Genomic DNA, 24,173 nt, shown 5'->3' with positions numbered 1-24,173 from the left:
AATAGTAGTTTTATATTTTATGACTTGTGTGAAACGACAATCCATGTGCGCAATACTTTCATATCACCTGACTCAATTCCTTGTAATCCAGTCAATTCTCTATTTACTTCAAGATTAGGGGCGTTAGTTACCCACGTGTAGGGCTCTGGGCATAAAAAGCCACTTCTCCCATCTTTGTTATAAACAACCCAATGCTTAAAACTTTGGTCAACTGTATAATTAATCTCAATTCCTGTTGATTTGTTCGTTATTTGTGCCGTCTGTAGAGCACTGTTATTGGGACTAGCCAAAAAAACATCATCTAACTCTAACCCGTACAAACTCATTCCTTCACCTAGCTCATACTTGTACTCTATATCTTCTAATTCTCCCGTTGGTAAAAATCGATTATTTAGTTTCCAGCGTTTATCGACTAGAAGCTTGAAGATTGAAGTTTCTTCCGGAAATACGAAACTAGTATGATAACCAAAGCCAAACGGTAAAACTTCATTACTTTTATTCATAATTTCTGCTCTTTTAGCGAATAAATTATCATTCAGAATAAAGCTCATCCTGATCACAAAATGATGCGGGAATTGGTCCATTACGTCTTCATGCTTACTTGAATCAAACTCAGTAGTAATTTTCACTGTTTGCTCATTAACTTCTACACTGGAGATAGTCCACTTTCTTGTGTGAACAAAACCATGAATGTGATTCTGCTTGTCCATTTCATTCATTTCAAATTGATACGTTCTCTCGCCAAATCGAAACTTACCTTGATCGATCCGATTTGGTGGGAACAAAATTGGGGTACCGTAGAGAACTGGATTAGCCAAATACTCCTCAGTTGAGCCCGGGACTCTTAAAAGCTCAGTATTTGATTTTTTATGAACCATGGAAATCAAGTTTGATCCCCATCCAGGAATAATGATAATCTCTAATTCACTATTACCTGCTTTTATCGCCGGTTCATCTAAAAAAGAGATTTCCTCAGCATAAGTATTCATCTAGATTCCCCGTTCTGTCATATTTTCTACACCTAGACTTTACTAATCTTGCCTTGTCTTTCGTCAATTCGATTAAAGCTGTACATACCACAGAACATAAAAATCCAAGCAATTGATACGACACTAAAGAATGGAATTAGTCCTGGCTGATACAGCATTAAAATTGAAATAGAGACTAAACTAATTAGCATTAGCAAAGTAATATGAAAATGAAATATACTTAAGAAAAATGCGTTTTTTACATAATCCTTTAATTTAAATTCGTAATGTACATAGATTGGAAAAATATAAAGTAAAACCATTAAATAAATAGCTGCTATGATTAGTAAAGGAATGATTAGTATGAACTGGAACACCCCTTCTACCGTTCGAATGTAAAACACATCAAATACGAGGAAAATTCCGCTAAAAATAAATACCAAACCTAGTTTGTTGGAGTTTTTAAATTCCTTAAGAAAGACAGTTTTAAATGTTCTCCAAATCGGTAAATCCGTTTCTTTTAAAATCCATTTTCGAATAATGGTAAAAAGGGCTACAGTAGCAGGGAAAAAACCGAATATAATTAGTCCAGCGATTGAAAAGAGGAACCATAGTAAATTGACGTATGCCAATTTCATAATCCATTCACAAACCGTAAACAGTTTTCCCATTGTTTTTCCGAGTATCATCTAATCACTGTCCTTTATGAAAACATTTATTCCTTTATCTACGGCGATTAACCTTTTACCGACCCAGATGCAATTCCTTCAACAATTCGATTACTTAATATAAAGAAAGCAATTAGGATTGGTAAAATACTAATGACTAACGTAGCGCCAATTGCACCCCAATCAGTCGTATACTGGCCAATAAAGTTTTGAATACCAACTGTGAGTGTTTTAAATTGATCTGAGCTAATAAATGTATTAACGAAGACAAACTCATTCCAGTTGTATATCATATTAATAATTGCAGCTGTAGCAATTACTGGTGATGTCATAGGTAAAGTAATCTTAAAAAATATGTGGTTAATTGATGCCCCATCCATAATCGCAGCTTCTTCTACCTCTCTAGGTAGAGCTTCATAAAACCCTATTAAGATCATAATTGTAATTGGCAGATTAAAAGCTGTGTAAGTAAGAATTACTGATAGTGGATTATCAATTAAATTTATTTTTGTAAACGTATTAAATAATGGAATTAGTGTTGAGTGGACTGGAATCATTAGGCCTACCATAAATAATCCCAATACCCATTTACTTGCTTTCCAATTCATTCTTGTAATCGCAAACGTTACCATACTAGCTAATATGACCGTCAAAATTACGGCAACGACCGTATAGGTTACACTGTTAAAGAAATACTGACTAATGTTTCCTTCGGTCCAAACCTTCGTATAATTCTCCCATTTAGGGCTTTCAGGTAAAGAAAAAGGAGACATATTGAAAACTTCTTGGTTATTTTTTAACGAGAAAAGAAATAGCCAGATGATCGGAAAAATTTGAAAAATCGCTACGATTATAAGGAAAAGGTACATAAATCCGTAAGCAATTTTACTTAATACACTATTTATACTACGGTCCGTTTTCTGTCCGGTTACAATCGCTTGAGATCCTGTAGCTTTTACCGTATCCACCTAAAATCCCCCTTTCTACTTAGTAAATGTCATTATTTGATTCAGTAAACTTACGAATAATCCAAGTAACCACTAAACAAATAATTAATAAGAAAAAGCCAATTGCACTTGCATATCCAAAGTCAAATCCTTTGAATGCTTTTTGATACATATAGGAAGCCATTACTTCGCTTGAACCATTTGGACCTCCGCCTGTCATGACATAAATTAAATCAAAATATTTAAGTGATCCAACAACCGCAAGAACAATCGTTACTTTAACGACATTCATTATTAATGGTAGTTTTATTTTTATTGCGATTTGTAACGGAGTAGCCCCATCGATTCTTGCAGCCTCGATTAGTGAGTCCGGTATATTTTTAAGAGCTGCATAGTAAATCAGAATATAAAAACCGGCGTACTGCCAAATAATCGGTATTATAATCGCATATAACGCTAAATTAGTTTCTGCTAACCAAGCAGGTGGATTATCAACTCCAAGAGAAACAAGTAAGCTATTTAGAATACCATTAGTTGGGTGATAAATTTTAAGCCAAAGCTGAGCAATTGCAACGGAAGCAAGTAGCATTGGAATAAGATATATTTTTCTGAGAAGGTCTGCACCTTTAACCTTTCCGGCTAGTATAAATGAGATGAACAAGTAACCAATTAAACTAACTGCCGAAAATACTGCTAATAAAAAGGAGTGGAAAGCACTCTTCCAAAATAGAGGATCATGTAATAAGTGGGAGTAATTCTTTAAACCTATGAACTCCTTTTCCCCGATCCCATTCCATTTCATTAAGCCAAAGTATCCAGTTTGTACGATTGGAACGTAAATCAAAGCAAGGATTAGAAAAAGAGCTGGTGTAATATACAGGGCAATAATTTTTTTATTTGACATCGTTTTATTCATTTCGTTTCAACTCCTTCCCCCATAATTAAAGATCAAGGGCATAAGAATGAATCTTTATGCCCCTATTTAGTACTTCAAGAATTATTTATCTTCAGCTTTTAATGCTTCTTCATGTTGTTTAGCAAAGTCTTTTGGTTTTACTTCATTTCCAAATAAAGATTGAATTAGATTTAAGTGTGTTTCTGCAACGGAAGCACTCATTTGAACATCAGCAAACAGTGTTAAGTTAGTCGCGTTATTTAATTCGTTTAATACATCGATATATAACGGTGGTAAATTTACTTTTGAAGTATCAACCTTAGTAGCTGGAATAACACCTGCTTTTTCAACAGATTGCTCTCCCCATTTCTCTACAAAGAATTTAACAAAATCTTTAGCTTCAGCTTTTACTTTTGAATGTTCTGATACGAATAAACCTACTCCAGGTCCACCAACCCAACTATTTACATTCCCTTTTCCGCCCTCGTAAGTAGGGAATTTAAAGAAGCCTACATTGTCGCGGAAATCTTTTGGTATTTCTTCATTTGTTGTAAAGTTTGGAAGCTCCCATGTTCCCATTAAGTACATAGCTGCATTTCCATTTAAGAATTCAGATTTTCCTTCATCATTTGATAATCCATTAAAGCCTTTATTAAATGCTTTTTCTTTAACTAGACTTTGAACATCTTGTGCTGCTGTCACAAGCGAAGAGTCTTCAAATGAGCCTGTACGATTAATTGCTTTATTCAATACTTCAGAACCACCAATTCGATCTGCTAAGTACATATACCAAAGTGAACCTGTCCAACGATCCTTATTTCCTAGAGCGATTGGAGCAACTCCGTTTTTAGCAAGTGTTTTAACAACATTTTGGAACTCGCTATAAGTTTGTGGTACTTGAAGATTATATTTTTCGAAAATTGCTTTATTGTAATAAATTGGAGCGATGTTAAGCTCTAGAGGTAATCCATAGGTTTTACCATCAATTGCATATGCTTCTGTCGTTCCGCTTACGAAAGAATCTTTTAATCCACTGTTTAACACATCATCTAAGTCTGCAAATAAACCGCCTTTTACAAAAGGAGTCATATATCCTGCTGCCCATGTAAAGCCAACATCAGGAAGTTCGTTAGAAGAAGAAAGAACTTTAATTTTATTCTTGTATTGCTCATTTTCAAGAACTTCTACTTCAATTTTTACATCTTTGTGTTTAGCCTCGTATTGCTTAATAATGTCAGTTACAATTAAATTTTGTTGCTTAGAACTTCCAGCTGGCCAAAGATGCATAAATTTAACTACTTTTTTGGAACCGCTTTCAGTTGAGGCGTTATTAGATTTACCACAGCCAGTTAAAGCAACCATCAGTATAAGAACTAGTGCTAGTATTAATGAAGACGCTTTCTTAAACATGTCAAACCCCCATTTTTTTGAATTTTTAGTTATAAGTAAATTCTAGCATTAAAAAAAAATCGCGGTAAGGTAACCACGATTGGATAAAATTCCACTATTTTTGGATTAAGGATTCTTCAAGTTCTGAAATCTTTCTATACTTACTCGGAGTGATCCCCTCGTAATCCTTAAAAATCTTAATGAAATATTTAGCTGTTTGATAACCTACTTCTAGAGCTATTTCTTCTATTTGCAAATCAGTCGTTAAAAGACTATTTTTCGCAATTTGTATCCTCTTTCTAGTTAAATACTCGCTAAATGTTAGCCCGACTCGTTCTTTAAACAACACACTAAAATAACTTGCATTTAGATGCACAGCTTCCGCGACTTCTTTTAACGAAATTTGCTTGCTTATATTTTCATTAATAAAGTTTTTTGCTTCCCTAATTGAATTAGATCTACTATTAACCTGGTCTAGCTTTAATAACTTTTTGTCAGCTACCTTTTCCATATGTTCAATACGTTCAATACTTGCTTCCTTTTCTAACGCTTGTTCAATTGCCTCAATTAGTTTTTGCTTACTTACCGGTTTTAATAAATAGTTTACAACGCCTAGACGAATGGCCTCCTGGGCATATTCAAAGTCAGGGTGTCCTGAAATAATAATGGAAACAAATTTATAACCTTTATCTTGTAAACTTTTTAAAAGCTCCAAACCATCCATTTTAGGCATACATATATCCGTAACTAATAGATGTATTTTTGTCTTACTCATCTGTTCAAATGTCTCTTGTCCATTGGCAGCGCTGAGAATTTCAAACTTACCGTTTGACCACTTCTCCAATGTTTTTTTTAGACCTTGTCTTGTCACTTGTTCATCATCAACAATTAGAATCGTTTTTGTATCCACTATTATTCCCCACCTTTGTCCGGAACTTCGAATAGTACAGCTGTCCCTTTACCAATCTCACTTTCTAAACGAAGACCATTTAAGTTATACTCTTCGTAATATAATTTAATTCTTTTATTTACGTTAATAAGTGCCATTCCCATTCCTTTAAAGGATGATACATTATTGTTTTTAATTGCTAAGTTTAGAGCATTAAGTGCTTCTTTATCAATTCCAGGTCCATTGTCCTTAACAGTTACTAATAAATTAGATGATTGATTAATTCTTTCAATCTTCACTAAAATAATTCCCTGCTCCCGACTACTTTCAATACCATGCATTATGGCATTCTCCACTAAAGGTTGGATTAATAGTTTAGGTATTTTAATATTTAATAGATCAGGTTCAACAAAGATCTCCCATAATAAACGATCTCCTAACCTCATTTTCATGATCTGTAAATAACGTTCAATTTGCTCTAAAGCGGCTTGTATTGTGACCCATTCACTACTGTTCTGATTACCGATTGTATAGCGAAATAATCCTGACATCGCAATAACTATTTCTGCTAATTCATCCTCACCTTTTTCATCTAAGGACCAGTACAGTGCATTTAACGTATTATAAAGGAAATGTGGGTCTATTTGAGCCTGTAAAGCCTTTAATTCGGTTTGACTACGGAGTAATTCTTTTTCATAAACTACTTGAATTAAGTGATTTGTATTTTCTACCATCTGATTATAAGTTCTATTCAATTCAATAATTTCTAACGAGGCTGCACTTTCCTTGTTAACCTTTAACTCGTCCATTTTTGCATTCTTCATCGTATTTGTAAGTTTTTTTATTGGTCTTGTTATCATCGTGGCTAGGATAATTGAAGAGACAACAAAAATAATAAATCCAATTGCTCCTGAAAAAAGAGTCGCTTTTCTTACTGGTGTTACCCGCTCATTTAAAAAGCTTGTAGGCTTTAAAATAACAAGAGTCCAGCCTGTTTTTGTTGAAGATTGTTTAACGATCATATATTGCTTTTTATTGATTTTAATCGTTTCGTAACCGTCTAATAAAAATTTTTGAATATCAATATCATAATTATTCGTTATTGGCGTTAAATCTCTGTCAAGAAGCATCATATAGTCCTTCTCACCTGGAGATACATTGCTTTCCTCAACTTGAAAATAACTATTAAGAATTCTTACTACTAGGTAGCCACCATTGGAAAACCATCGATCCATTAAGCTTACTCTTCTTACTGCATATGAATAGTTACTATTATTAGGGTCTTTACCTACCCATACTAATCTGCCTTTTTCTGCTTCCGCTTCCTTTACCCATTTCTCATCGATTACACTTGATAAATTTTTCTCACCGAATGGAAATATTCGCTTTCCTTCCGAAGAATAGAGTTCAAATGAAGAGATTCCATCTGAGTACGCTAAAAAGTTATTTATTACTCTAATTAATGATTGTCTTTTTCCGAAATCAATACTTTCTCCATCTTTCAAGCCTAGTAATATTTGTTGAACCGTACCATTTGTCATGAGTTGATTGGATAATGTATCAATTTGCTTATACAAGGTTTCCATTCTTCCGTTTGCTTCGATCGCCGTTTGTTTGATTTGTTTTTCGGTAGTGTCTTTCATCATCGTTCCAACTTGGTTATATACCATAATTGAAACAATGGATAGAACGATCATCATAACAATCAAGAAAACGGCTAATATTTGATTTCGTAAAGTGTTTAAATTTTTTAACCGTAATCTAATTTTGACGATTGTCATCACCTTTTCAGTAGTAAATTGATGTATGGGCTTTCTCTAAAATTATCATACTATATTTAGTATTAGTCTGAATATTAAAAACACCTTTCCAATTTTTACACAGTAAAAGATGCCTTGTGATGTTGATTTTCATTACAGGATAAGGCGAGATTCTTGGGCCTCCTCAGCAAACTTAATCAACATAAAAAAGGGGAACCTAAACATAATTGTTTTGGTTCCCCTTTTCATTTTATTATTTAATTTTCAATTATCATTCAGTGATTGTTAACTTTTCTTACTCTTTAACTTGTTCAACCTTATTCCATTCCGCTTCTTGAAGAGTCCTCCATAAAATTTTTCCACTTGCTGTAGTAGGTAATTGATCAACAAATTCTACATATCTCGGATATTTATAGGTAGCCATATGCTCTTTTGCCCAATCGATGATGTCATCCTCACTTACTTTGTCTAAATAAATAGGATTTAAGATTACATATGCTTTTACCGTTTCGCCTCTTTTTTCATCTGGCTTACTGACCACACAAGCCTGCTGAATAGCTGGATGCTTATATAGTAGGTTCTCCACTTCGGTTGGCCATACTTTAAAACCTGATGCGTTAATCATTCTTTTTACACGGTCAACGATAAAATAGTACCCTTCTTCATCAAATCGGCCAATATCACCTGTACGGAAAAATAGTTTGCCGTCTATTTCAATAAAGGCAGCATTCGTTTCATCTGGTCGATTAAAGTATCCCTTAAATACTTGTGGTCCATTTACAACTATCTCACCAACTTCACCGACTCCTAACTGTTTCATCGATACCGGTTCAATAATTCTGGCGTCTACGTCAAATGAAGGAATTCCGAGACATTGAAGTTTTGGACGATCTGGCGGATTAAAATGAGTTTGTGCAATAGTCTCAGATAATCCATAGCCTTCAACAAACTTTAAGCCAGTTAATTGAAATAACTGCTCGCCTACTGCTTGTGGAAGAGGAGCTCCACCACCAGCAATATTTACTAGCGATTTGATGTCATCCGTATTTAAGGTTGGATTAGCTAAAAAATCGATTAGCATCGTACTAATATTTACCCAGTGCGTACATTGATATTTTTCAATTAGTTTGCATGCATGGTTTCGATTCCATCTCGTTAGCAACACCATACTCGATCCAGTCAAAATCGGCGTATGCATTCCATGGACCATTCCTGTTACATGAAATAATGGTAATGTTGAAAAGCTAACAGCATTTGCTGAAATATTCATCCATACTGCAGATCCTACTACATTTGCTTGTACAGTTTTATGCGTGTGTATGCAACCTTTTGGTAACCCCGTAGTTCCCGACGTATATGGGAGAACCGCAATATCTTCTGACTCACCTTCATATAATGATGGGGTTAACTGTGTTTCCATAGCATCTTCCCAATAAAAAATATTTTCATTTTGATAAATTTTCTTTGGCTCTGTTATTTCTACAGCCAAATCAGTAACTAATGGTATTTCTGGTAAATATTCAGAGTAAGCTGCAACGACAATATTCTCTAAGCCAGTTGTAGCTTGCAGCGGTTCAATTTGAGGGGAAAGTTCTTGTCCAATGATTGCGGTTTTCATTTCACAATCATTTATGTAAAATTCAAGTTCATGAGTGGTGTTCATCGGATTGATTGGTACTACAACACCCCTTACTCTTAAAATCGCATAAAAGGCAATGACATATTGCGGTGAGTTTTGCATATAAAGCATTACGCGTTCGCCAGGCTTTACTTTTAACCTATGCTCTAAATACCCTGCTAAATGATCAACCTCTTCAAGAAGCTGCTTATATGTTTTTGAAGCCCCATAATACTCCATTGCAGCTTGATTTGGATATCTTTTTGCTGATACGACTAAATTATCATAGAGTGTTGTTTCAGGTACCGTTAAAGATTTTGAAACCCTTTTTGGCCAATACGCAAAATGTGAAGAACTCATAATTTTTCCCCTCCGCTTATTTACCTTTTTTATCTTCATTTTTAACACTTTCAGTTACTTCTTGTATGTATGCTATTTTAGTAATAAACAAATGAAATCAGGTAATGAATGTTTATAAGAAGTTATTTTAACCCTTATAGAAAACGCTTACAAAATTACTCTTTTTAAATATTATCTAGTAGATTATTTGAAATCGTTAATTTGAAAGTAGATCGCAAAGTGGGGGCTTTACTACGATAAGTGTGGAATAGAAGAACGGGATCAAAAAAGGAAAATTATTTCATAAAAACCAACTTTAGACCTTATTATAACGGATAAGTTTAAATGAATAAATAGTTTTTTGAAAATTTAAAAAATATTATTTGATTTGTCAATATATGATGAAACTGGATCTATAAATGACCAAAATTTTTGGTAAAATACATACAATTGCTTGCTTTATCGCTTTTCTATGCTTCAATTAATACAAGTGAGGTGTTGGCATATGAGAATTGGAATAATTGGTTTAGGTGATATAGCAAAGAAAGCTTATTTACCAGTTCTTTCCGAAAAAGAAAATGTAGAATTGGTACTTTGTACAAGAAACCAAGAATCATTAGAACGCATTTCAAAAAAATATCGAATCAGTGAAATCGTTAACTCAGTTGATAAATTATTAGAAAAGAACATTGATGCAGCATTTGTTAGTACAGCTACTGAAGCTCATTACGAAATAACTGAGAAGTTATTATTAAATGGTATAAATGTTTATATTGATAAACCTATTTCGATGAATTTTCATGAAACAAAACAAATTGTTAAGCTTGCGAAAGAAAAAGGAAAGATTGCTATGGTTGGATTCAATAGACGATTTATTCCAAGGGTATGTGAGCTTACAAAGCATGGAAAAGCTAACTTAATTATCATGCAAAAAAATAGATTCGATTCTCCTGATATTACTAGGAGATTTGTTGTAGAGGATTTTATTCATGTAGTAGATACTCTTAGATATTTAATGCCTACCGATGTAATTGATTTAAAAATAAATTTCTTTAAAAAAGATGGTTTGCTTGAACATTTAGTCATACATCTTATGGGCGAAGAATGTACGGCAATTGGAATAATGAATAGAAACAATGGCGTTACGGAAGAACAGATTGAATACATGACACCAAAAAATAAATATGTTGTGAGTAGCCTGGTTGAAACAACCCATTATCATAATAAAGAGACTAGCATAACAAAATTTGGTGATTGGGAACCAACCTTGTTTAAACGTGGATTTTATCAAATAGTAGACCATTTTCTTGAATGTATAGAGCAGAATAAAACTCCAGATCCTTCAATAACCGATTCCTTGATCACACATGAAATTTGCGAAAGAATCGTCCAATATATCGATTCAAAGTAAAAGAATAGAAGAAAAAACCCGATTAATAGACTTAGTGAAACTCCTGAGTCTAATTATTCGGGTTTTGTTTAAATTATTTATTCTTGTTCTGCCATTGCATCTTTTGGAGTGCCGAAGAAATATGTTAGGACGAAACCGCCAGCATAACCAGCAAGTAATCCAATCACATATTTTAACCACATTCCGTTTGCAATAAGTGGAACTAGAGCAACTCCTGACGGGCCAATTGCGATTGCACCAACGTGTCCAAGCATTCCAATTACTGCACCACCAATACCACCACCGATACATGCAGTGATAAATGGTCGACCAAGAGGTAAAGTAACACCATAAATTAATGGTTCACCAATACCTAATATACCTACTGGTAGAGCACCTTTAATCATATTTGATAAAGGTTTATTCTTTTTGCAACGTAACCAAAGTGCTAAAGCTGCTCCAACTTGTCCTGCACCAGCCATTGCTAGAATTGGTAATAATTGCGTTGCACCAGTAGAGTTAATTAACTCGATATGAATCGGTGTTAAAACTTGGTGTAAGCCTAACATAACTAATGGTAAGAATCCCATACCTAGTACAAATCCTGCAAAAATACCGCCTTTTGCAATGATCCAGTTAATCGAGCCAATTAAGTTATCAGAAATAAATCCTGCGAATGGCATAATGAAGAAAATTGTCAGTAAACCAACTACTAGTAAAGCAATCATAGGTGTAATAATGATATCTAAAGAATCTGGAACAATCTTACGTAATTGTTTTTCTAAAAGTGATAGTAAATATACTGCAAGTAGAACACCAATAACGCCACCTTGACCAGGAGCTAACGGGTCACCATTAAAGATATTTTTAATTGGTTGATCAGGGAGCATACCTGTTAAAAGTGTTACACCACCAATTACTCCCCCAAGGGATGGTGTTGCCCCGAATTCCTTCGCTGCGTTGATCCCTACGTAAATTACTAAATATGAGAAGATTGCATTTTTGATAACGTTTAAAACTGTAACGTACTGTGACCAAGTCGCTGCATCTAAATTTTGAGCCGTTATATTATTTAATAAAATCGAAGCAATACCTGCGATTAAACCTGCTCCAACGAAGGCCGGAATTAATGGAATAAAGATATTACCGACTTTACGTAAGAAATTTTTAAATGGTGTGTTATTTTTCTTTTTTAACTCAGCTTTCATATCTGCGCCCTTATCTTTTAAAGCCGCTGAAGTTCCTTGTTTTCCATTTGAACTGTCACCTAGAAGACCAAATTGTTCAGCAACTTTTGTTACTGTACCTGGCCCTAAAATGATTTGGTAAGTCTCATCGTCAACAGTTCCAAGAACTCCGTTAATTTTTTTAACTTGCTCTTCATTAATTAAACTGCGGTCAGCAACATTGACACGAAGTCTTGTCATACAGTTCGTATACGAAACTACATTACCACTACCGCCAATAGCATCAGCTATTTCAGACGCCATTTTTTGATATTTATCCATCTTCTACTCCCCCAAAAATTTATTTTAGAATCGCTTTTCGAATAAATCCTTCTGATTTTTTCAATTGCTCAATTGCTTGCTCGTAACTAAATCCTGTAAGAATCATTACGATTGCTACTTTTGGACTTTGGTTTGACTTCGTTAAAAACTCTTCTGCTACTTCATACGTACAAGAAGTTGCTTCCATTACAATACGTTTTGAACGCTCAACTAATTTCTCATTTGTCGATTGAACATCAACCATTAAGTTACCATATACTTTTCCAATACCAACCATGGATGCCGTTGATAACATATTGCAAATTAACTTTTGAGAAGTACCAGCTTTTAATCTAGTTGACCCAGTTAATACTTCAGGTCCATTAACTACTTCGATCGCTATTTCTGCCTCTTGTCCAATCTTTGAACCTTTGTTACAACTAACCGCTACAGTAGAGGCACCAATTTCTTTAGCGTATTTCAATCCACCAATAACATAAGGTGTACGTCCACTTGCTGCAATTCCGACTACAATATCATTATTGCTCAACTTAATCTCCTTTAAATCCTCAACTGCAAGTTCTTCACTATCCTCTGCGCCTTCAACAGCTTTTATAAAAGCTTTTTCTCCACCTGCAATTAACCCTACTACCTCTTCTGGGCTTGTTCCAAATGTAGGAGGACATTCAACTGCGTCTAACAACCCTATACGTCCACTTGTTCCTGCACCTATATAAATCAGGCGGCCCCCACTTTTGAAAGCAGTTACAATCTTTTCAACAGCTTTAGATATATTAGGAATTTCATTTCGAACAGCAGCTGCAACTTTTGCATCCTCTTCATTCATTACTGTTAAAAATTCCGTTATAGACATTTCATCTAAATTCATTGTTTTTTCATTTCTTGTTTCAGTTGTTAAATTCTCAAGCATGTATCTTTCACCTCAAGTAATTTCATAAAGTAAATTTTATTTCATACATATTATAACTATTTTTGAAATAAAATTTCAACACTGAAAGTTTATAAGGAAGAAATTTCATATTTATTTTCACAATCCGTTAACAGATCTGTCACATTCAGTGCTCATCATTTTTTATTTTTTATAAGTAATATGCACAAATCTATTATCTACATATTTATTTGATAGGCGTAAAAGTTTAGATTCAATTTACAATTTCAAAACATAATTATTAAACGAATGTGGTATTTTAAACCTATGTATTTAAAAAAATCATGTTATTTTGATCACAACTTATTTCAAAATACATTTCATTCTAAAGATGAAAAAAGCACCCTCCATATGATTAAGGATATTTATGTCACTTAACTAAGGGTATACAATGAAAAAGTTTTTACAGTTTTATAAAAATTTCTCGTATGTAGAAAAAAGCATACTTCTCTGTTTTCTCTTACCTCCATTAGGTTTTTTTTACTATTAATAATTGGGCTACACACACTCTATCGTCACTGGTTTATAAAAAAACGATTCATTTATTCGTTTAGTTCGTACTTTTTTCTATGTCTTCTTATCTCTTCAATTGGTTCTGCACTTTTATTTAGAAATGTATTATTTTTATTAGTCAGTATCATGATTCTTGGTTACTGGGGCATGTATTATAGGATTTTAGTAACAGAGAAAGGTCAATTATTTCAACATTTTCGTTTGATTATTATTTTTGGAGGCATTTATAGTTGTGTATTTGGGTGGATCTCTACTTGGGTTAACTTTCCTAAAATTGTAGGTTATTTACTGGGGACAGTGCTCTTTGGTGAAGTTGAACCTAAAAATTTTAACCGTCTAATTGGCTGTGCGTACAATCCGAATTTTACAGTTTTTATTTTATTAATCGCTGTTTCATTTCTCTTCGCTAGCCTCCTTTCTACTATGGAAAGGAAAACTTATATGCGTTTAGCGTGGCAATTTCCAATTTTGTTCCTCCTAAGCTATGGAGTCATTCTAACCGAATCAAGAGCTGGCTTTGCAATTATGATTTAGATCTATTTACTATTTATCTATAAACTTAATCGAATTTTTTTCTTTGTGTTTACAATTACTGGATTGTTCTTTTCAAAATGGTTGCTCTATATAATGCCAAGGGCCGACTCAATGATTCAGGAAGGTCAAAAAAGATTGGACATTTGGAAAAATGCCTATATTATATGGAAAAGTCACCCATACTTTGGCGTGGCTCCAATCGGCTTTGGTCAAGAATATGCCATACAATATAATCACTTTATCGCCCATGCACATAATTTATTGCTCGGTATATTTGCAGAGTACGGAACATTAGGCGGATTAGCTTTTATAACACTTGTTAGTATAAATTTTGTAAAGTGTATTCATTTATTCTTTTTGCGTAATCAAAAGTGCTTTTTTAACAGTTTTTTACTCGGCTTACCAATTATTTTGTTTACAGGGGTATTTGATGAGCCAGTTTTCTCTCCACAAATCGGTTTTCTTACGGTCATATTGCTTGGCTGTTGGGATCGATATACGAAGCGTATACAATTTAGTTTCCAAATTCCTGCAATACAGAGCAAATTTATTAGTATTTATGGAAGCACAGCTAGGCTAGTTGTTAGTTCGTATATGATTTATCATTAGTTAAAGTCCAAGTTTATTAGTAATAAGTATAATAATTTGTAAAAACCAAATTAAGTTAGCATGTCAAAAGACCCCTACATTTTCCGTTGGGGTCTAGTGTGTAGACAAAGTCCAAAAATTTGATTTTTAGGCAAAAATTATGAGATTTTTTTAACAGCGTGAATTTCGTTTGCTACATTTCGCTTCGTTAAAAATAAATTTAAAATAATCGCAGTTAACGAACCTGTTACGATACCATTTTGCATTAGCATTTTTAAAAAGTCAGGTAACTGGTCAAACATTTGAGGAAGTGTTGCTGATCCTAAACCTACAGCAATACTGCAAGCTGCAATTAGAAGGTTTTCCCCCTTACCTAAATCAACTTCTGAAAGTATTGAAATACCGGCTGCCGCAACAGATCCAAACATTACAATCATAGCTCCACCAAGAACTGCATTTGGAATAACAGTCGTTAACGCTGCTAATTTAGGTAACAATCCAAGGACAATCATTATTCCTCCCGCAGCGTAAATAACTTCGCGAGATTTAACTTTTGTAAGTGAGATTAAACCGACGTTTTGTGAAAATGCAGTGTATGGAAATGCATTAAAAATACCACCTAGCATAATTGCAAGACCTTCTGAACGTAAGCCGTTTACAATCTGATCTTGATTAACCTTTTGGTTAGTTGCTTTTCCGACTGCAAAATATACTCCAGTCGATTCAACCATACTAACTATACATACGATAATCATTGTGATAATAGCGGTCATGTTAATTTTCGGAGCTCCGAAATAAAATGGTTGAGCAATGCTAAACCATGATGCTTCAGATACACTTGAGAAATGAACCATTCCCATAGCATAACCTGCTATTGTTCCTACTACTAAACCAACAAGTACGGAAATCGTACGTAAAAATCCTTTCGCAAATCGGTTAATCACTAAAATGACTACAAGTGTAAGAAGTGCTAGCAATAAATTGTGTATTTGACCAAAGTCTGTACTCCCTTGCCCACCTGCCGCATTATTCATAGCTACTGGTATTAATGAAAGTCCGATAATCGTTACGACTGATCCTGTTACGATTGTAGGGAAAAATTTTAAAAGTTTTCCATAGAAAGGTGCAGCTAAAATAACGAAAAAACCAGATATAATAATTGCTCCATAAGCTGTCGGTAAATTTGATGAGGACGTTATTGCAATAATTGGTCCTACTGCTGTAAAGGTACAACCTAAAACAACTGGTAATCTACTACCAAAGTATTTTGTTCCCATGCTTTGTAGGATTGTTGCTATTCCACAAGTAAATAAATCCGCTGCAATCAGATAAGCGATCTGAGTTGGAGTCAGTTTCAAGGCTCCACCTATAATTAGAGGAACTACAACTGCCCCCGCATACATGGCCATTACGTGCTGGAAACCTAATGTAAATGCTTTTTGTTTACTTAACAATCTGATTCTCTCCCTCTATAGCCTATCTATTTTTATTCGCGTACAATGCTTACCCTTTTATAAAACAAAAAGGACAGGTTCCGCTTGAGTATGTTTCTCTCAAGTGAAACCTGTCCTTCTGGGTTTTTATCCCTAATGGTGTAGCACGGGTTGTGCCCACATCGCTCGGACCAGCCATATATACTATAATATGCGGAACCCTAGATGTGCCTTCACTCATAGTCGGTCGATTATAATGGTCGTCCGGTAGAAACTTATGGGCCATATCCCCATGATTATATGAGTCATATATATTTGTACCTAAATTATGTTACACAGGCTACTCAATATTTTCAAGTAGAAAGTACTAAAAAAGAAGTGCCCCACTTTAAAAAGCTAATGGAGCACCTTCTATTTATGTTCTTCGCATATATGCTTTAACAGTTAGCGGAGCAAATACTGCTACGATTACAGCAGCTCCAATAAGTGAGATTATTAAATCTGATCCTGCAGTTCCTAAGTTTGTTAGATTTCTTACCGCAGTTATCAAATGTGAGATTGGGTTTATTTTTACAAACCATTGAAGCCAGTTTGGCATCGTATCTACCGGTACAAAGGCATTTGAAAGGAATGTTAATGGAAATAGTGCAAGCATTGAAATCCCTTGTACACTTGAAGCAGTACGAGCAATGACTCCAAAAAAGGCAAAAATCCAACTAATAGCCCAAGAACATACGATAACAAGTAGTCCAGCTAACACTACATAACCTAAACCACCGTCAGGGCGATATCCCATAATATATCCCATAGAAAAAGTAAGTACCGTAGCAATCGTATATCGAATAGTATCTGCTAATAATGCTCCGGCCAATGGAGCAATACGAGCAATCGGTAGAGACTTGAATCGATCGAAGACCCCTTTATCCATATCCTCCCGCAATTGAACACCTGTAACGATCGAAGTAGTAATTACTGTCTGCACTAAAATACCTGGTATGATTACTGGCAAATAACTCTTTACATCCCCAGAGATTGCTCCACCAAAGATATAAGTGAACATTAACGTAAAAATAATCGGTTGTAGTGTAACATCAAATAGTTGCTCAGGTGTACGTTTAATTTTCAGTAGACCACGATAGGCCATTGTAAATGAGTTTCTGACTGATTGACTAAAACTAGTTTTATTTTTCAACTCACGATAAGCAGCTGCCTTTATTGAAGTACTCATGCCCTTACTCCCTCCATTTCTTTTGAATTATCAATCTCCTTTGAACCATCATCGTCTACGCTATTACCGGTAATAGTAAGGAATACTTCATCAAGTGTCGGTTTTTGTACGCTCATTTCAGCTAAATGAATACCCGCATCACGTAATGCGATTAGTAGATCAGTTACTCGATCAGCATCCGCCATAGGAGCAGTAATTTTACCTTCTTCTGGCGCAATATTAGATTTTACTTTTAGAACATGTTCAACTGTCTGACGAGCCTTTTGAACATCCCTAACATCTTGGATTTTTAATTGCAATGATGAACTACCTACTGAAGCTTTTAATTCATCTACAGTACCTTCAGCAACTACGTGACCTCGGTCTATTACTGCAATTCGATCAGCTAATTCATCTGCCTCCTGAAGATATTGTGTTGTTAATAACACTGTTGATCCACTATTTACTAAACGGCGAATCGTATCCCACATTTGATTTCTTGTACGAGGATCCAATCCTGTCGTCGGCTCATCTAAGAAAATAAGAGGTGGCTGAGCAATTAAACTTGCAGCCAAATCTAATCTACGGCGCATCCCACCTGAGAAATTTTTCAAAGGGCGTTTTGCAGCTTCCGTTAATCCAAATTCCTCTAATAAATCAGCTGATTTCTTTCGCGCTTCAACTCTACCTAGACCTAATAATCTCGAGAAAATAATAAGATTCTCTGTCGCACTTAGCGATTCGTCTACAGAGGCATACTGACCAGTGACTCCAATTAACTGACGTACAATATTAGCCTCTTTTAATACATCATGTCCGAATATACGCGCAGTACCTGCATCTTGTCTAAGTAATGTAGCTAGCATTCTAATTGTTGTTGTTTTCCCAGCACCGTTAGGTCCAAGTACACCGTAAATACTTCCTGCACGAACGTCTAAATCTACCCCATCGACAGCACGGTTATCGCCAAATGTTTTAACTAAACCACGTGCTTCTACAGCCAAATCTCCATTATTAGGGGTAATGATTTTTTTATTTAAAATTTCCAATTTATTTCCTCCTTTACAACTTATTACAAGTTGAATATATCGATAAATTATGAATTAAGTATGAACTTTAAATAAAAATTTTCTTTACGAATATTTACGAATTTCGAAGTGTGTATGTCTAAAGTCTACTTGGTTGAAAATTAAAATCTGTGAAGTGAATTTAAAGGCAGCGTAGTGGAAAATTGAGTCTGTGAGTCTAGTTTGGGATGAGTTGAATGGCAAATAAGTATGAGAGAATCGCAATAAAGGCGTTTATATGTGCAAGTATTAGAGAAACAGTTGCAAATAAGCCGCAAACCGCAAATAAAATTAGAAAATCGCAATTAAAAATAGCCAAACAGCAATTAAAATCTGTGAATCGCAAATAATATTAGCTAAATAGCAATTAAAACCCTAAAAATCGCAAATAACATCAAGAAGTACCCATACTCGTTAAGGTACTAAGACTTAAAAATAAGGACTCTCAAAAAGAAGAACTGCAGAATTACATTAATATTATTTAATAAGGTAAAAAAACGGGTTAAATCGGCTAATTTTCTATTAAAACCATTGTTAAAGTTACCAACAAATGAAAAACAGCGCAGGGATACCCTAGCCCTAACTTAAGCTTTACAATGTTTATGAAAAATAAAAAGGGACAACCAAGTGTCAGTTGGTCTGACATATGGTGTACCCCTTTTTTTAGTTAATCGTGAACAATAGTCGGATTTAGTAGTAGAAATTCTGAAGTAATGTCCTGCAAAAAAGGAGACGCCTCACCTAAACTATATAAATGTAATTGGTGCATTGCTCGTGTACATCCAGTGTAGAATAATCTTCGGAGACGCTCATCTCCATATACTTTTGCTGACGCATCATAAATAATAACTGCATCGAATTCAATACCTTTTGCCAAGTATGCAGGAATAATTACGATGCCTTGTTCATACTCCACCGAGCTTCTCTTCACATGCTTAATTCCTTCGATATCTTTTAATGCTTCATACGCTGCCAAACTTTCCTCAGCAGATTTACAGATAATAGCAATCGTATTCAATTCACTTTTCCTTAAATCCTCGACTTTTGAAGCAATATGGCTGTGCAATTCTTCTCGATTGGATAATTGTGTTAATGCAGGCTTATCCCCATCTCGTTCAAAAGCAGTAATTAAATTCCCTCCTGGGATGAGTCTTCGTGTAAATTCAACAATTGGTTTTGTCGATCTGTAACTTTGAGTTAGATTAATCACCATTGTTTCATCTGATCCATATAATCCTTTAAGCACATTGAAATCTATCATTTCACTAGCATGTGCAAAAATTGCTTGATTAAAGTCACCTAGTACAGTCATCCTAGCAGCTGGAAACAGGTTCTTCAAAAACTCAAATTGGAAAGGAGAATAATCTTGCGCTTCATCTACAAGAACAAATTTAATTGAAACATTCGATTGAAAGCCTTGAATCAGTTCTTTTAGAAGCAAATATGGCGTTGCATCTTCATAAAACAGTTTACCTTCCTCTAACATATTAACTGTTAACTGACATATTTCTTCCCACTCCTTAGGGGTGTCCCCTACAATCCACTGTTCAATTTGAGTCGGACTAGAAAATAACTGTTTATAGACTCCCTTTATATCAATGAAACGTAATTCACGAACCCATTCACGTAGAGGTTTAAGTTTTTTACGCACAATCATTTTACTTAATATTTTAGTTTCTTGTTCGTAATCATCAAAGGAGTCTTCTTTCGATCCTCTTTTTTTCTGTAAAAACTTATATGCTTTTTGATAATCATCTTTGCTTAGTAGTTCAATTTCATCTTGTACCCATGTTTTTTTCAATTCCAGCTTTTCCATTGCATCGATTTGTTTGTTTAGCCATTCCGTCAGGTTCTCTAATCTATTGTTAAATTTTAGTGAAGTGTCGGTGTTATAAAATCTTTCATAAATTTGTTTAGCAGTAACAACTGATTTACCTCTAAACTTAAATCCCCTAAAAACCAATCCGGATAATTCCAGTGATTTTCTGTATTCTTTCATCGTCTCGAAGAAGCTAGTTGATGCTTTAAATCGAATGCTCGAGGTTCTAGTTTTGTAGGAAGTATCCTTCATTGCTGTTAGTACATATTCTAATTGCTCATAATTATCCTCGACCTGGAATGCATCGCTAAGCCTATGAACTAAGTATTCTTGAAAGGTAACTTGTTGCATATTTTCTTCACCTAGTTCAGGTAAAACTCTTGAAACGTAATTGTTAAACATTGCGTTAGGCGAAAATAAAATGATTTGATCTGCCTTTATCCAATTTCTATATTTATAGAGTAAGTATGCAATTCTTTGTAAAGCAGCAGACGTCTTTCCGCTACCAGCTGCCCCTTGAACTATAAGTAACCTTCCTTTGTCATAACGAATAATCTGATTTTGCTCTTTTTGAATACTAGCCACAATGCTTCTCATATGCTTGTTTGTTCCTTTACCAAGCACATGCTGCAAAATCTCATCACCTATTGTGAGACTAGTATCAAACATCGATTCAATCACACCGTTGCGGATAATATATTGCCATTTTTGGTCTAATACCCCACTCACTTTTCCCCCAGGTGTATCATATTCTGCAGGACCTGGTGGATAATCATAGTAAACACTCGAAACCGGGGCCCTCCAATCATAGACATAAATATTTTCTCCACTATCATCCATTAGCGTTGAAACACCTACATAAATCCGTTCTGATTCAGTCATACCTTCTTCTGTAAAGTCAATTCGTCCAAAATAAGGGACCTCTTTCATTCGACGAAGCGCAGCCAATCGGTTGGAGGCTTGCTTATGATTGATTTGGCCGACTGCTAAAAGTTGCGACTGTTGTCTTAAACTAATAATCGTTTCTAAATAGTCATCGAAGCTATCAGTATTAACTTTAACCTCATCCCAAAAGTTTTTACGAACATTGATTACTTCGTTTTTGCGTTGGGTTGTTTCGTCTGTTAATTTATCGATTTTATCATTAACTAGATCTAGTACAACATTGACTCTTTCTTGTTCTTTTTGAAGTTCGGTGTTCATATCATACACTCCTTTTAAAGATAAAAATGGGGGTTGACTCAAGAGGATTTGTATAGTAAAATTAAAATAGGGAAAATATGACCTCTAATTAAAATTAATTATATATACTGTACTAATCTATCATGTTTTTTTATTTTAAGCAATAGTCCTCGTATAAAATCATTTTGATTTCTTCTCAATTAATAACTTCTTACCTTAAAAATAAAATGACCTACCAAAAATGATGTTTGAATCACTTAGTAAGGTCATCATTATTATTTATGATTTTCTTTTGTATATACTTCTATCAGTTACTTCTTTAAAACTTCATCTTTAATCCAAATGTTCAATTATTATTTATGCTCATTCCTATATACAAATTCTCCATTAACAATTGTAGCGTGAACATTAAATTCGCGATCAATTAAGACGATATTCGCTTTTTTTCCACACTCTATGCTTCCAACTTCATTGTCAATATTAAGCAATCTTGCTTGGTTGAGACTGACCATCGGTACTATTTTTTCTAAAGGTATGTCTAAAACTTCTTTTATATTTTTTAAACACTCCATCAAATTAGTCGTACTACCTGCTAACGAACCAGTTTCTACCGTTCGGGCAATTTTATTTTCCACTTTAACTTCTAATGCACCTAGAGTATAGGATCCATCTGGTAAATCAGCAGCAGCCATTGAATCGCTTATTAATATCATTCGATCATTCCCCTTGGTTCTATAAAGTAGTTTGATCGCTCCAGGATGGACATGCTGTAAGTCGGCTATACATTCGCAGTAACACTGATCGTTCGTTAGAACAGCACCAAGACATCCTGGATCACGATGATTGAATCCTCTCATACCATTGAAAGTGTGAACAGAAATCCTTGCCCCGTGTTCAATTGCATTATTCGTTGTATCATAGTCTGCATTCGTATGTCCCATTGATACGTGAATTCCCTTTCCTGTTAAAAGCTTAATAGCTTCCTCTGCAAGCTCTTTTTCAGGAGCTATTGTGATTACTTTAATCGTATGATTGGACACTTTTATAAGCTCAATTAATTCATCCATATTTAGTTCACGAATATATTTAATCGGGTGTGCCCCGCGATGCTCTGTTGTAATGTATGGACCTTCGACATATGAGCCAATAATTTCTGCTCCTCTCGTCTTTCCAATCGATTCGCTTACAATCGTTACAGCTTTTTTTATTTTTTCGAAATCATGAGTCAATGTTGTTGGTAAAAATCCAGTAACGCCATGGCGTGCAAGCGACATGGACATCTCTTGCAATGAATGGATTTTCCCATCCATCGTGTCATTCCCCGCAAGTCCATGAACATGCAGATCAATCATACCTGGAATGGCTACTAAGCTTGAAAAGTCCAAAATTTCACAGGAGGGTCTGTTCGTTGTTATCTCATTTATTTTTCCGTATTCAATCAGTATATAACCAGCTTCAATTACTTTATCCGGTGTGTAAACTTTTTCTATCTTAATTGCCTTCATCATGCTTCCCCCTCATTTGTTTGCAGGAATATTTCTTTAGAAAAACAATAGGCAACACCTACTAGGATGCCGCCCCGTCAGCTTTACAACTTATACCTGTAAGTCATTTAATTGTTTTAAAGATAGATAACATGCCCCATACAACCCAGCATCATTCCCTAGAATTGATGGGAGTACGATTGGTTCTTGATGATAAATTGACATGATTTCCTTATTAATCTCACAGTTTATATCCTGAATAAACCCATCTTCCTGCTCAGCAATTCCTCCACCAATTATTATTGCCTCTGGATTTAGTAGATGCACTATATTGGATAGACCAACGCTAATATATTGGATAAATTTTTTATATACAGCTGTTGCGATTGAATCTCCTTCTTTTACTAGAGCTAAAATCTCTTCCCCAGAGATTTTTTCTACAACTTCGCCATTTCTTTTCTTTTCATGAATAAAATCGTTCACTAAAGCTGAAGTTGCAGCGTATCTTTCAAAGCAACCTCTACGACCGCATCCGCAAGAACGTCCATTATTAACAATCACGGTATGCCCTAGTTCTCCAGCTAAATGACGAGACCCGTTCACGATGTTACCATCTATAATAATGGTGCTTCCAATTCCGGTTCCTAATGTTAAAAAAACTACATTTTTCTTCCCTTGAATCGCACCCTTCCACATTTCACCTATACAAGCACTTTTCACATCATTTTCAACGCTAACCGGTATGTTAAATAAATTGAAGAGTATATCGCCCAGCATCATTCCTGAGTAACCAGGTATATTATTAGAAAATAAAATTTCGCCTGTTTCATGATTTACAAGACCACAAGAGGAGATTCCGATTCCCGCTATTAAAAAATCTCTTTGAAGCCCTTTTATTTTCTCAACTAGAACTTCAGGAAGTAGCTTTTGTATATCACTCTTTGGAGTAGGTACTTTATCTTTGAAGACCAGCTGTCCACTCCGATTTATTAGTCCGTATTTGATAAATGTACCGCCAATGTCAAAACAAACTATATTTTCCACCTG

General features: G+C 34.8%; 20 protein-coding genes and 1 riboswitch. Of the genes, 4 read left to right on the top strand and 16 right to left on the bottom strand.

Features of this window, described 5'->3' with window-relative positions:
* Positions 1-17: 17 nt before the first annotated feature.
* From COC46_RS05170 to COC46_RS05135, 8 genes are all read right to left on the bottom strand, one after another.
* Positions 18-989: an aldose 1-epimerase gene (locus tag COC46_RS05170; protein WP_098808672.1), complete on the bottom strand. Its 972-nt coding sequence runs from the start codon at positions 987-989 to the stop codon at positions 18-20.
* Between the two features lie 32 nt (positions 990-1,021).
* Positions 1,022-1,657, bottom strand: a complete 636-nt coding sequence (locus tag COC46_RS05165) for a YesL family protein (protein ID WP_098808671.1) — start codon at positions 1,655-1,657, stop codon at positions 1,022-1,024.
* 47 nt (positions 1,658-1,704) lie between these two features.
* Positions 1,705-2,604, bottom strand: coding sequence for a carbohydrate ABC transporter permease (locus tag COC46_RS05160; RefSeq protein WP_369700019.1), 900 nt, complete (start codon positions 2,602-2,604; stop codon positions 1,705-1,707).
* A gap of 19 nt (positions 2,605-2,623) precedes the next feature.
* Positions 2,624-3,499, bottom strand: a complete 876-nt coding sequence (locus COC46_RS05155) for a carbohydrate ABC transporter permease (protein ID WP_098808670.1) — start codon at positions 3,497-3,499, stop codon at positions 2,624-2,626.
* Positions 3,500-3,580: 81 nt separating this feature from the next.
* Complete coding sequence (locus COC46_RS05150; RefSeq protein ID WP_098808669.1) at positions 3,581-4,888, bottom strand: extracellular solute-binding protein; 1,308 nt, start codon at positions 4,886-4,888, stop codon at positions 3,581-3,583.
* A 94-nt stretch (positions 4,889-4,982) separates the two neighbouring features.
* Positions 4,983-5,777, bottom strand: a complete 795-nt coding sequence (locus COC46_RS05145) for a response regulator transcription factor (RefSeq protein WP_098808668.1) — start codon at positions 5,775-5,777, stop codon at positions 4,983-4,985.
* A gap of 2 nt (positions 5,778-5,779) precedes the next feature.
* A complete protein-coding gene (locus COC46_RS05140; RefSeq protein WP_098808667.1) occupies positions 5,780-7,537 on the bottom strand; it encodes a cache domain-containing sensor histidine kinase in 1,758 nt (585 codons plus the stop codon).
* Positions 7,538-7,811: 274 nt separating this feature from the next.
* A complete protein-coding gene (locus COC46_RS05135; RefSeq protein WP_098808666.1) occupies positions 7,812-9,494 on the bottom strand; it encodes a long-chain fatty acid--CoA ligase in 1,683 nt (560 codons plus the stop codon).
* A gap of 484 nt (positions 9,495-9,978) precedes the next feature.
* On the opposite strand from COC46_RS05135, the gene COC46_RS05130 reads away from it, so the two are divergent.
* Positions 9,979-10,884, top strand: a complete 906-nt coding sequence (locus COC46_RS05130) for a Gfo/Idh/MocA family protein (protein ID WP_098808665.1) — start codon at positions 9,979-9,981, stop codon at positions 10,882-10,884.
* 77 nt (positions 10,885-10,961) lie between these two features.
* Here the strand turns inward: COC46_RS05130 and COC46_RS05125 are convergent, their stop codons facing one another.
* Together COC46_RS05125 and murQ are read right to left on the bottom strand one after the other, a co-directional pair.
* Entirely contained in the window at positions 10,962-12,371 is a 1,410-nt protein-coding gene (locus COC46_RS05125) for a PTS transporter subunit EIIC (RefSeq protein WP_098808664.1), read from the bottom strand.
* A 19-nt stretch (positions 12,372-12,390) separates the two neighbouring features.
* A complete protein-coding gene (gene murQ, locus COC46_RS05120) occupies positions 12,391-13,281 on the bottom strand; it encodes an N-acetylmuramic acid 6-phosphate etherase (RefSeq protein ID WP_098808663.1) in 891 nt (296 codons plus the stop codon).
* A 678-nt stretch (positions 13,282-13,959) separates the two neighbouring features.
* On the opposite strand from murQ, the gene COC46_RS22595 reads away from it, so the two are divergent.
* Positions 13,960-14,346 (top strand): hypothetical protein, encoded by a 387-nt coding sequence (locus COC46_RS22595; RefSeq protein WP_255294815.1) that lies wholly within the window; start codon positions 13,960-13,962, stop codon positions 14,344-14,346.
* 93 nt (positions 14,347-14,439) lie between these two features.
* The gene (locus tag COC46_RS22590; RefSeq protein WP_369700018.1) at positions 14,440-14,955 is read left to right on the top strand and encodes an O-antigen ligase family protein; all 516 of its coding nucleotides are present in this window, start codon (positions 14,440-14,442) and stop codon (positions 14,953-14,955) included.
* A 137-nt stretch (positions 14,956-15,092) separates the two neighbouring features.
* On the opposite strand, the gene COC46_RS05110 is transcribed toward COC46_RS22590, so the two are convergent.
* The 3 genes from COC46_RS05110 to COC46_RS05100 form a co-directional block, all read right to left on the bottom strand.
* Positions 15,093-16,388 carry a nucleobase:cation symporter-2 family protein gene (locus COC46_RS05110; RefSeq protein WP_098808662.1) on the bottom strand — a complete coding sequence of 432 codons (1,296 nt, stop codon included), beginning with the start codon at positions 16,386-16,388 and terminating at the stop codon, positions 15,093-15,095.
* Positions 16,389-16,587: 199 nt separating this feature from the next.
* Positions 16,588-16,691: riboswitch (purine riboswitch) on the bottom strand.
* Between the two features lie 91 nt (positions 16,692-16,782).
* The gene (locus COC46_RS05105) at positions 16,783-17,595 is read right to left on the bottom strand and encodes an ABC transporter permease (protein ID WP_098808661.1); all 813 of its coding nucleotides are present in this window, start codon (positions 17,593-17,595) and stop codon (positions 16,783-16,785) included.
* Positions 17,592-18,623, bottom strand: coding sequence for an ATP-binding cassette domain-containing protein (locus COC46_RS05100; protein ID WP_098808660.1), 1,032 nt, complete (start codon positions 18,621-18,623; stop codon positions 17,592-17,594). The genes COC46_RS05105 and COC46_RS05100 overlap by 4 nt, the downstream gene beginning before the upstream one ends.
* 215 nt (positions 18,624-18,838) lie before the next feature.
* On the opposite strand from COC46_RS05100, the gene COC46_RS22110 reads away from it, so the two are divergent.
* The gene (locus COC46_RS22110) at positions 18,839-18,991 is read left to right on the top strand and encodes a hypothetical protein (protein WP_176545062.1); all 153 of its coding nucleotides are present in this window, start codon (positions 18,839-18,841) and stop codon (positions 18,989-18,991) included.
* Between the two features lie 317 nt (positions 18,992-19,308).
* Here COC46_RS22110 and helD read toward each other — a convergent pair whose 3' ends face one another.
* The 3 genes from helD to COC46_RS05085 form a co-directional block, all read right to left on the bottom strand.
* A complete protein-coding gene (gene helD, locus COC46_RS05095; protein ID WP_098808659.1) occupies positions 19,309-21,663 on the bottom strand; it encodes an RNA polymerase recycling motor HelD in 2,355 nt (784 codons plus the stop codon).
* A 332-nt stretch (positions 21,664-21,995) separates the two neighbouring features.
* Positions 21,996-23,147 (bottom strand): N-acetylglucosamine-6-phosphate deacetylase, encoded by a 1,152-nt coding sequence (gene nagA / locus COC46_RS05090; protein WP_098808658.1) that lies wholly within the window; start codon positions 23,145-23,147, stop codon positions 21,996-21,998.
* A gap of 90 nt (positions 23,148-23,237) precedes the next feature.
* On the bottom strand, positions 23,238-24,170 hold the full coding sequence (locus tag COC46_RS05085) for an ROK family protein (RefSeq protein ID WP_098808657.1): 933 nt from the start codon (positions 24,168-24,170) through the stop codon (positions 23,238-23,240).
* Positions 24,171-24,173 lie beyond the last annotated feature (3 nt).

Source organism: Bacillus sp. AFS041924, assembly GCF_002577195.1.
Taxonomy (GTDB): domain Bacteria; phylum Bacillota; class Bacilli; order Bacillales; family Bacillaceae_G; genus Gottfriedia.
The sequence above is the reverse complement of the archived record's forward strand: the minus strand, read 5'-3'. Positions and strand labels throughout refer to the sequence as shown.

Coding starts and splice junctions, on each gene's coding strand:
- COC46_RS05155 (WP_098808670.1), bottom strand. CDS start 3,499: ATGAATAAAACGATGTCAAATAAAAAAATTATTGCCCTGTATATTACA.
- COC46_RS22590 (WP_369700018.1), top strand. CDS start 14,440: ATGCCAAGGGCCGACTCAATGATTCAGGAAGGTCAAAAAAGATTGGAC.
- COC46_RS05105 (WP_098808661.1), bottom strand. CDS start 17,595: ATGAGTACTTCAATAAAGGCAGCTGCTTATCGTGAGTTGAAAAATAAA.
- COC46_RS22595 (WP_255294815.1), top strand. CDS start 13,960: ATGTATTATAGGATTTTAGTAACAGAGAAAGGTCAATTATTTCAACAT.
- nagA (WP_098808658.1), bottom strand. CDS start 23,147: ATGAAGGCAATTAAGATAGAAAAAGTTTACACACCGGATAAAGTAATT.
- COC46_RS05125 (WP_098808664.1), bottom strand. CDS start 12,371: ATGGATAAATATCAAAAAATGGCGTCTGAAATAGCTGATGCTATTGGC.
- murQ (WP_098808663.1), bottom strand. CDS start 13,281: ATGCTTGAGAATTTAACAACTGAAACAAGAAATGAAAAAACAATGAAT.
- COC46_RS05165 (WP_098808671.1), bottom strand. CDS start 1,657: ATGATACTCGGAAAAACAATGGGAAAACTGTTTACGGTTTGTGAATGG.
- COC46_RS05135 (WP_098808666.1), bottom strand. CDS start 9,494: ATGAGTTCTTCACATTTTGCGTATTGGCCAAAAAGGGTTTCAAAATCT.
- COC46_RS05130 (WP_098808665.1), top strand. CDS start 9,979: ATGAGAATTGGAATAATTGGTTTAGGTGATATAGCAAAGAAAGCTTAT.
- helD (WP_098808659.1), bottom strand. CDS start 21,663: ATGAACACCGAACTTCAAAAAGAACAAGAAAGAGTCAATGTTGTACTA.
- COC46_RS05170 (WP_098808672.1), bottom strand. CDS start 989: ATGAATACTTATGCTGAGGAAATCTCTTTTTTAGATGAACCGGCGATA.
- COC46_RS05140 (WP_098808667.1), bottom strand. CDS start 7,537: ATGACAATCGTCAAAATTAGATTACGGTTAAAAAATTTAAACACTTTA.
- COC46_RS22110 (WP_176545062.1), top strand. CDS start 18,839: ATGGCAAATAAGTATGAGAGAATCGCAATAAAGGCGTTTATATGTGCA.
- COC46_RS05150 (WP_098808669.1), bottom strand. CDS start 4,888: ATGTTTAAGAAAGCGTCTTCATTAATACTAGCACTAGTTCTTATACTG.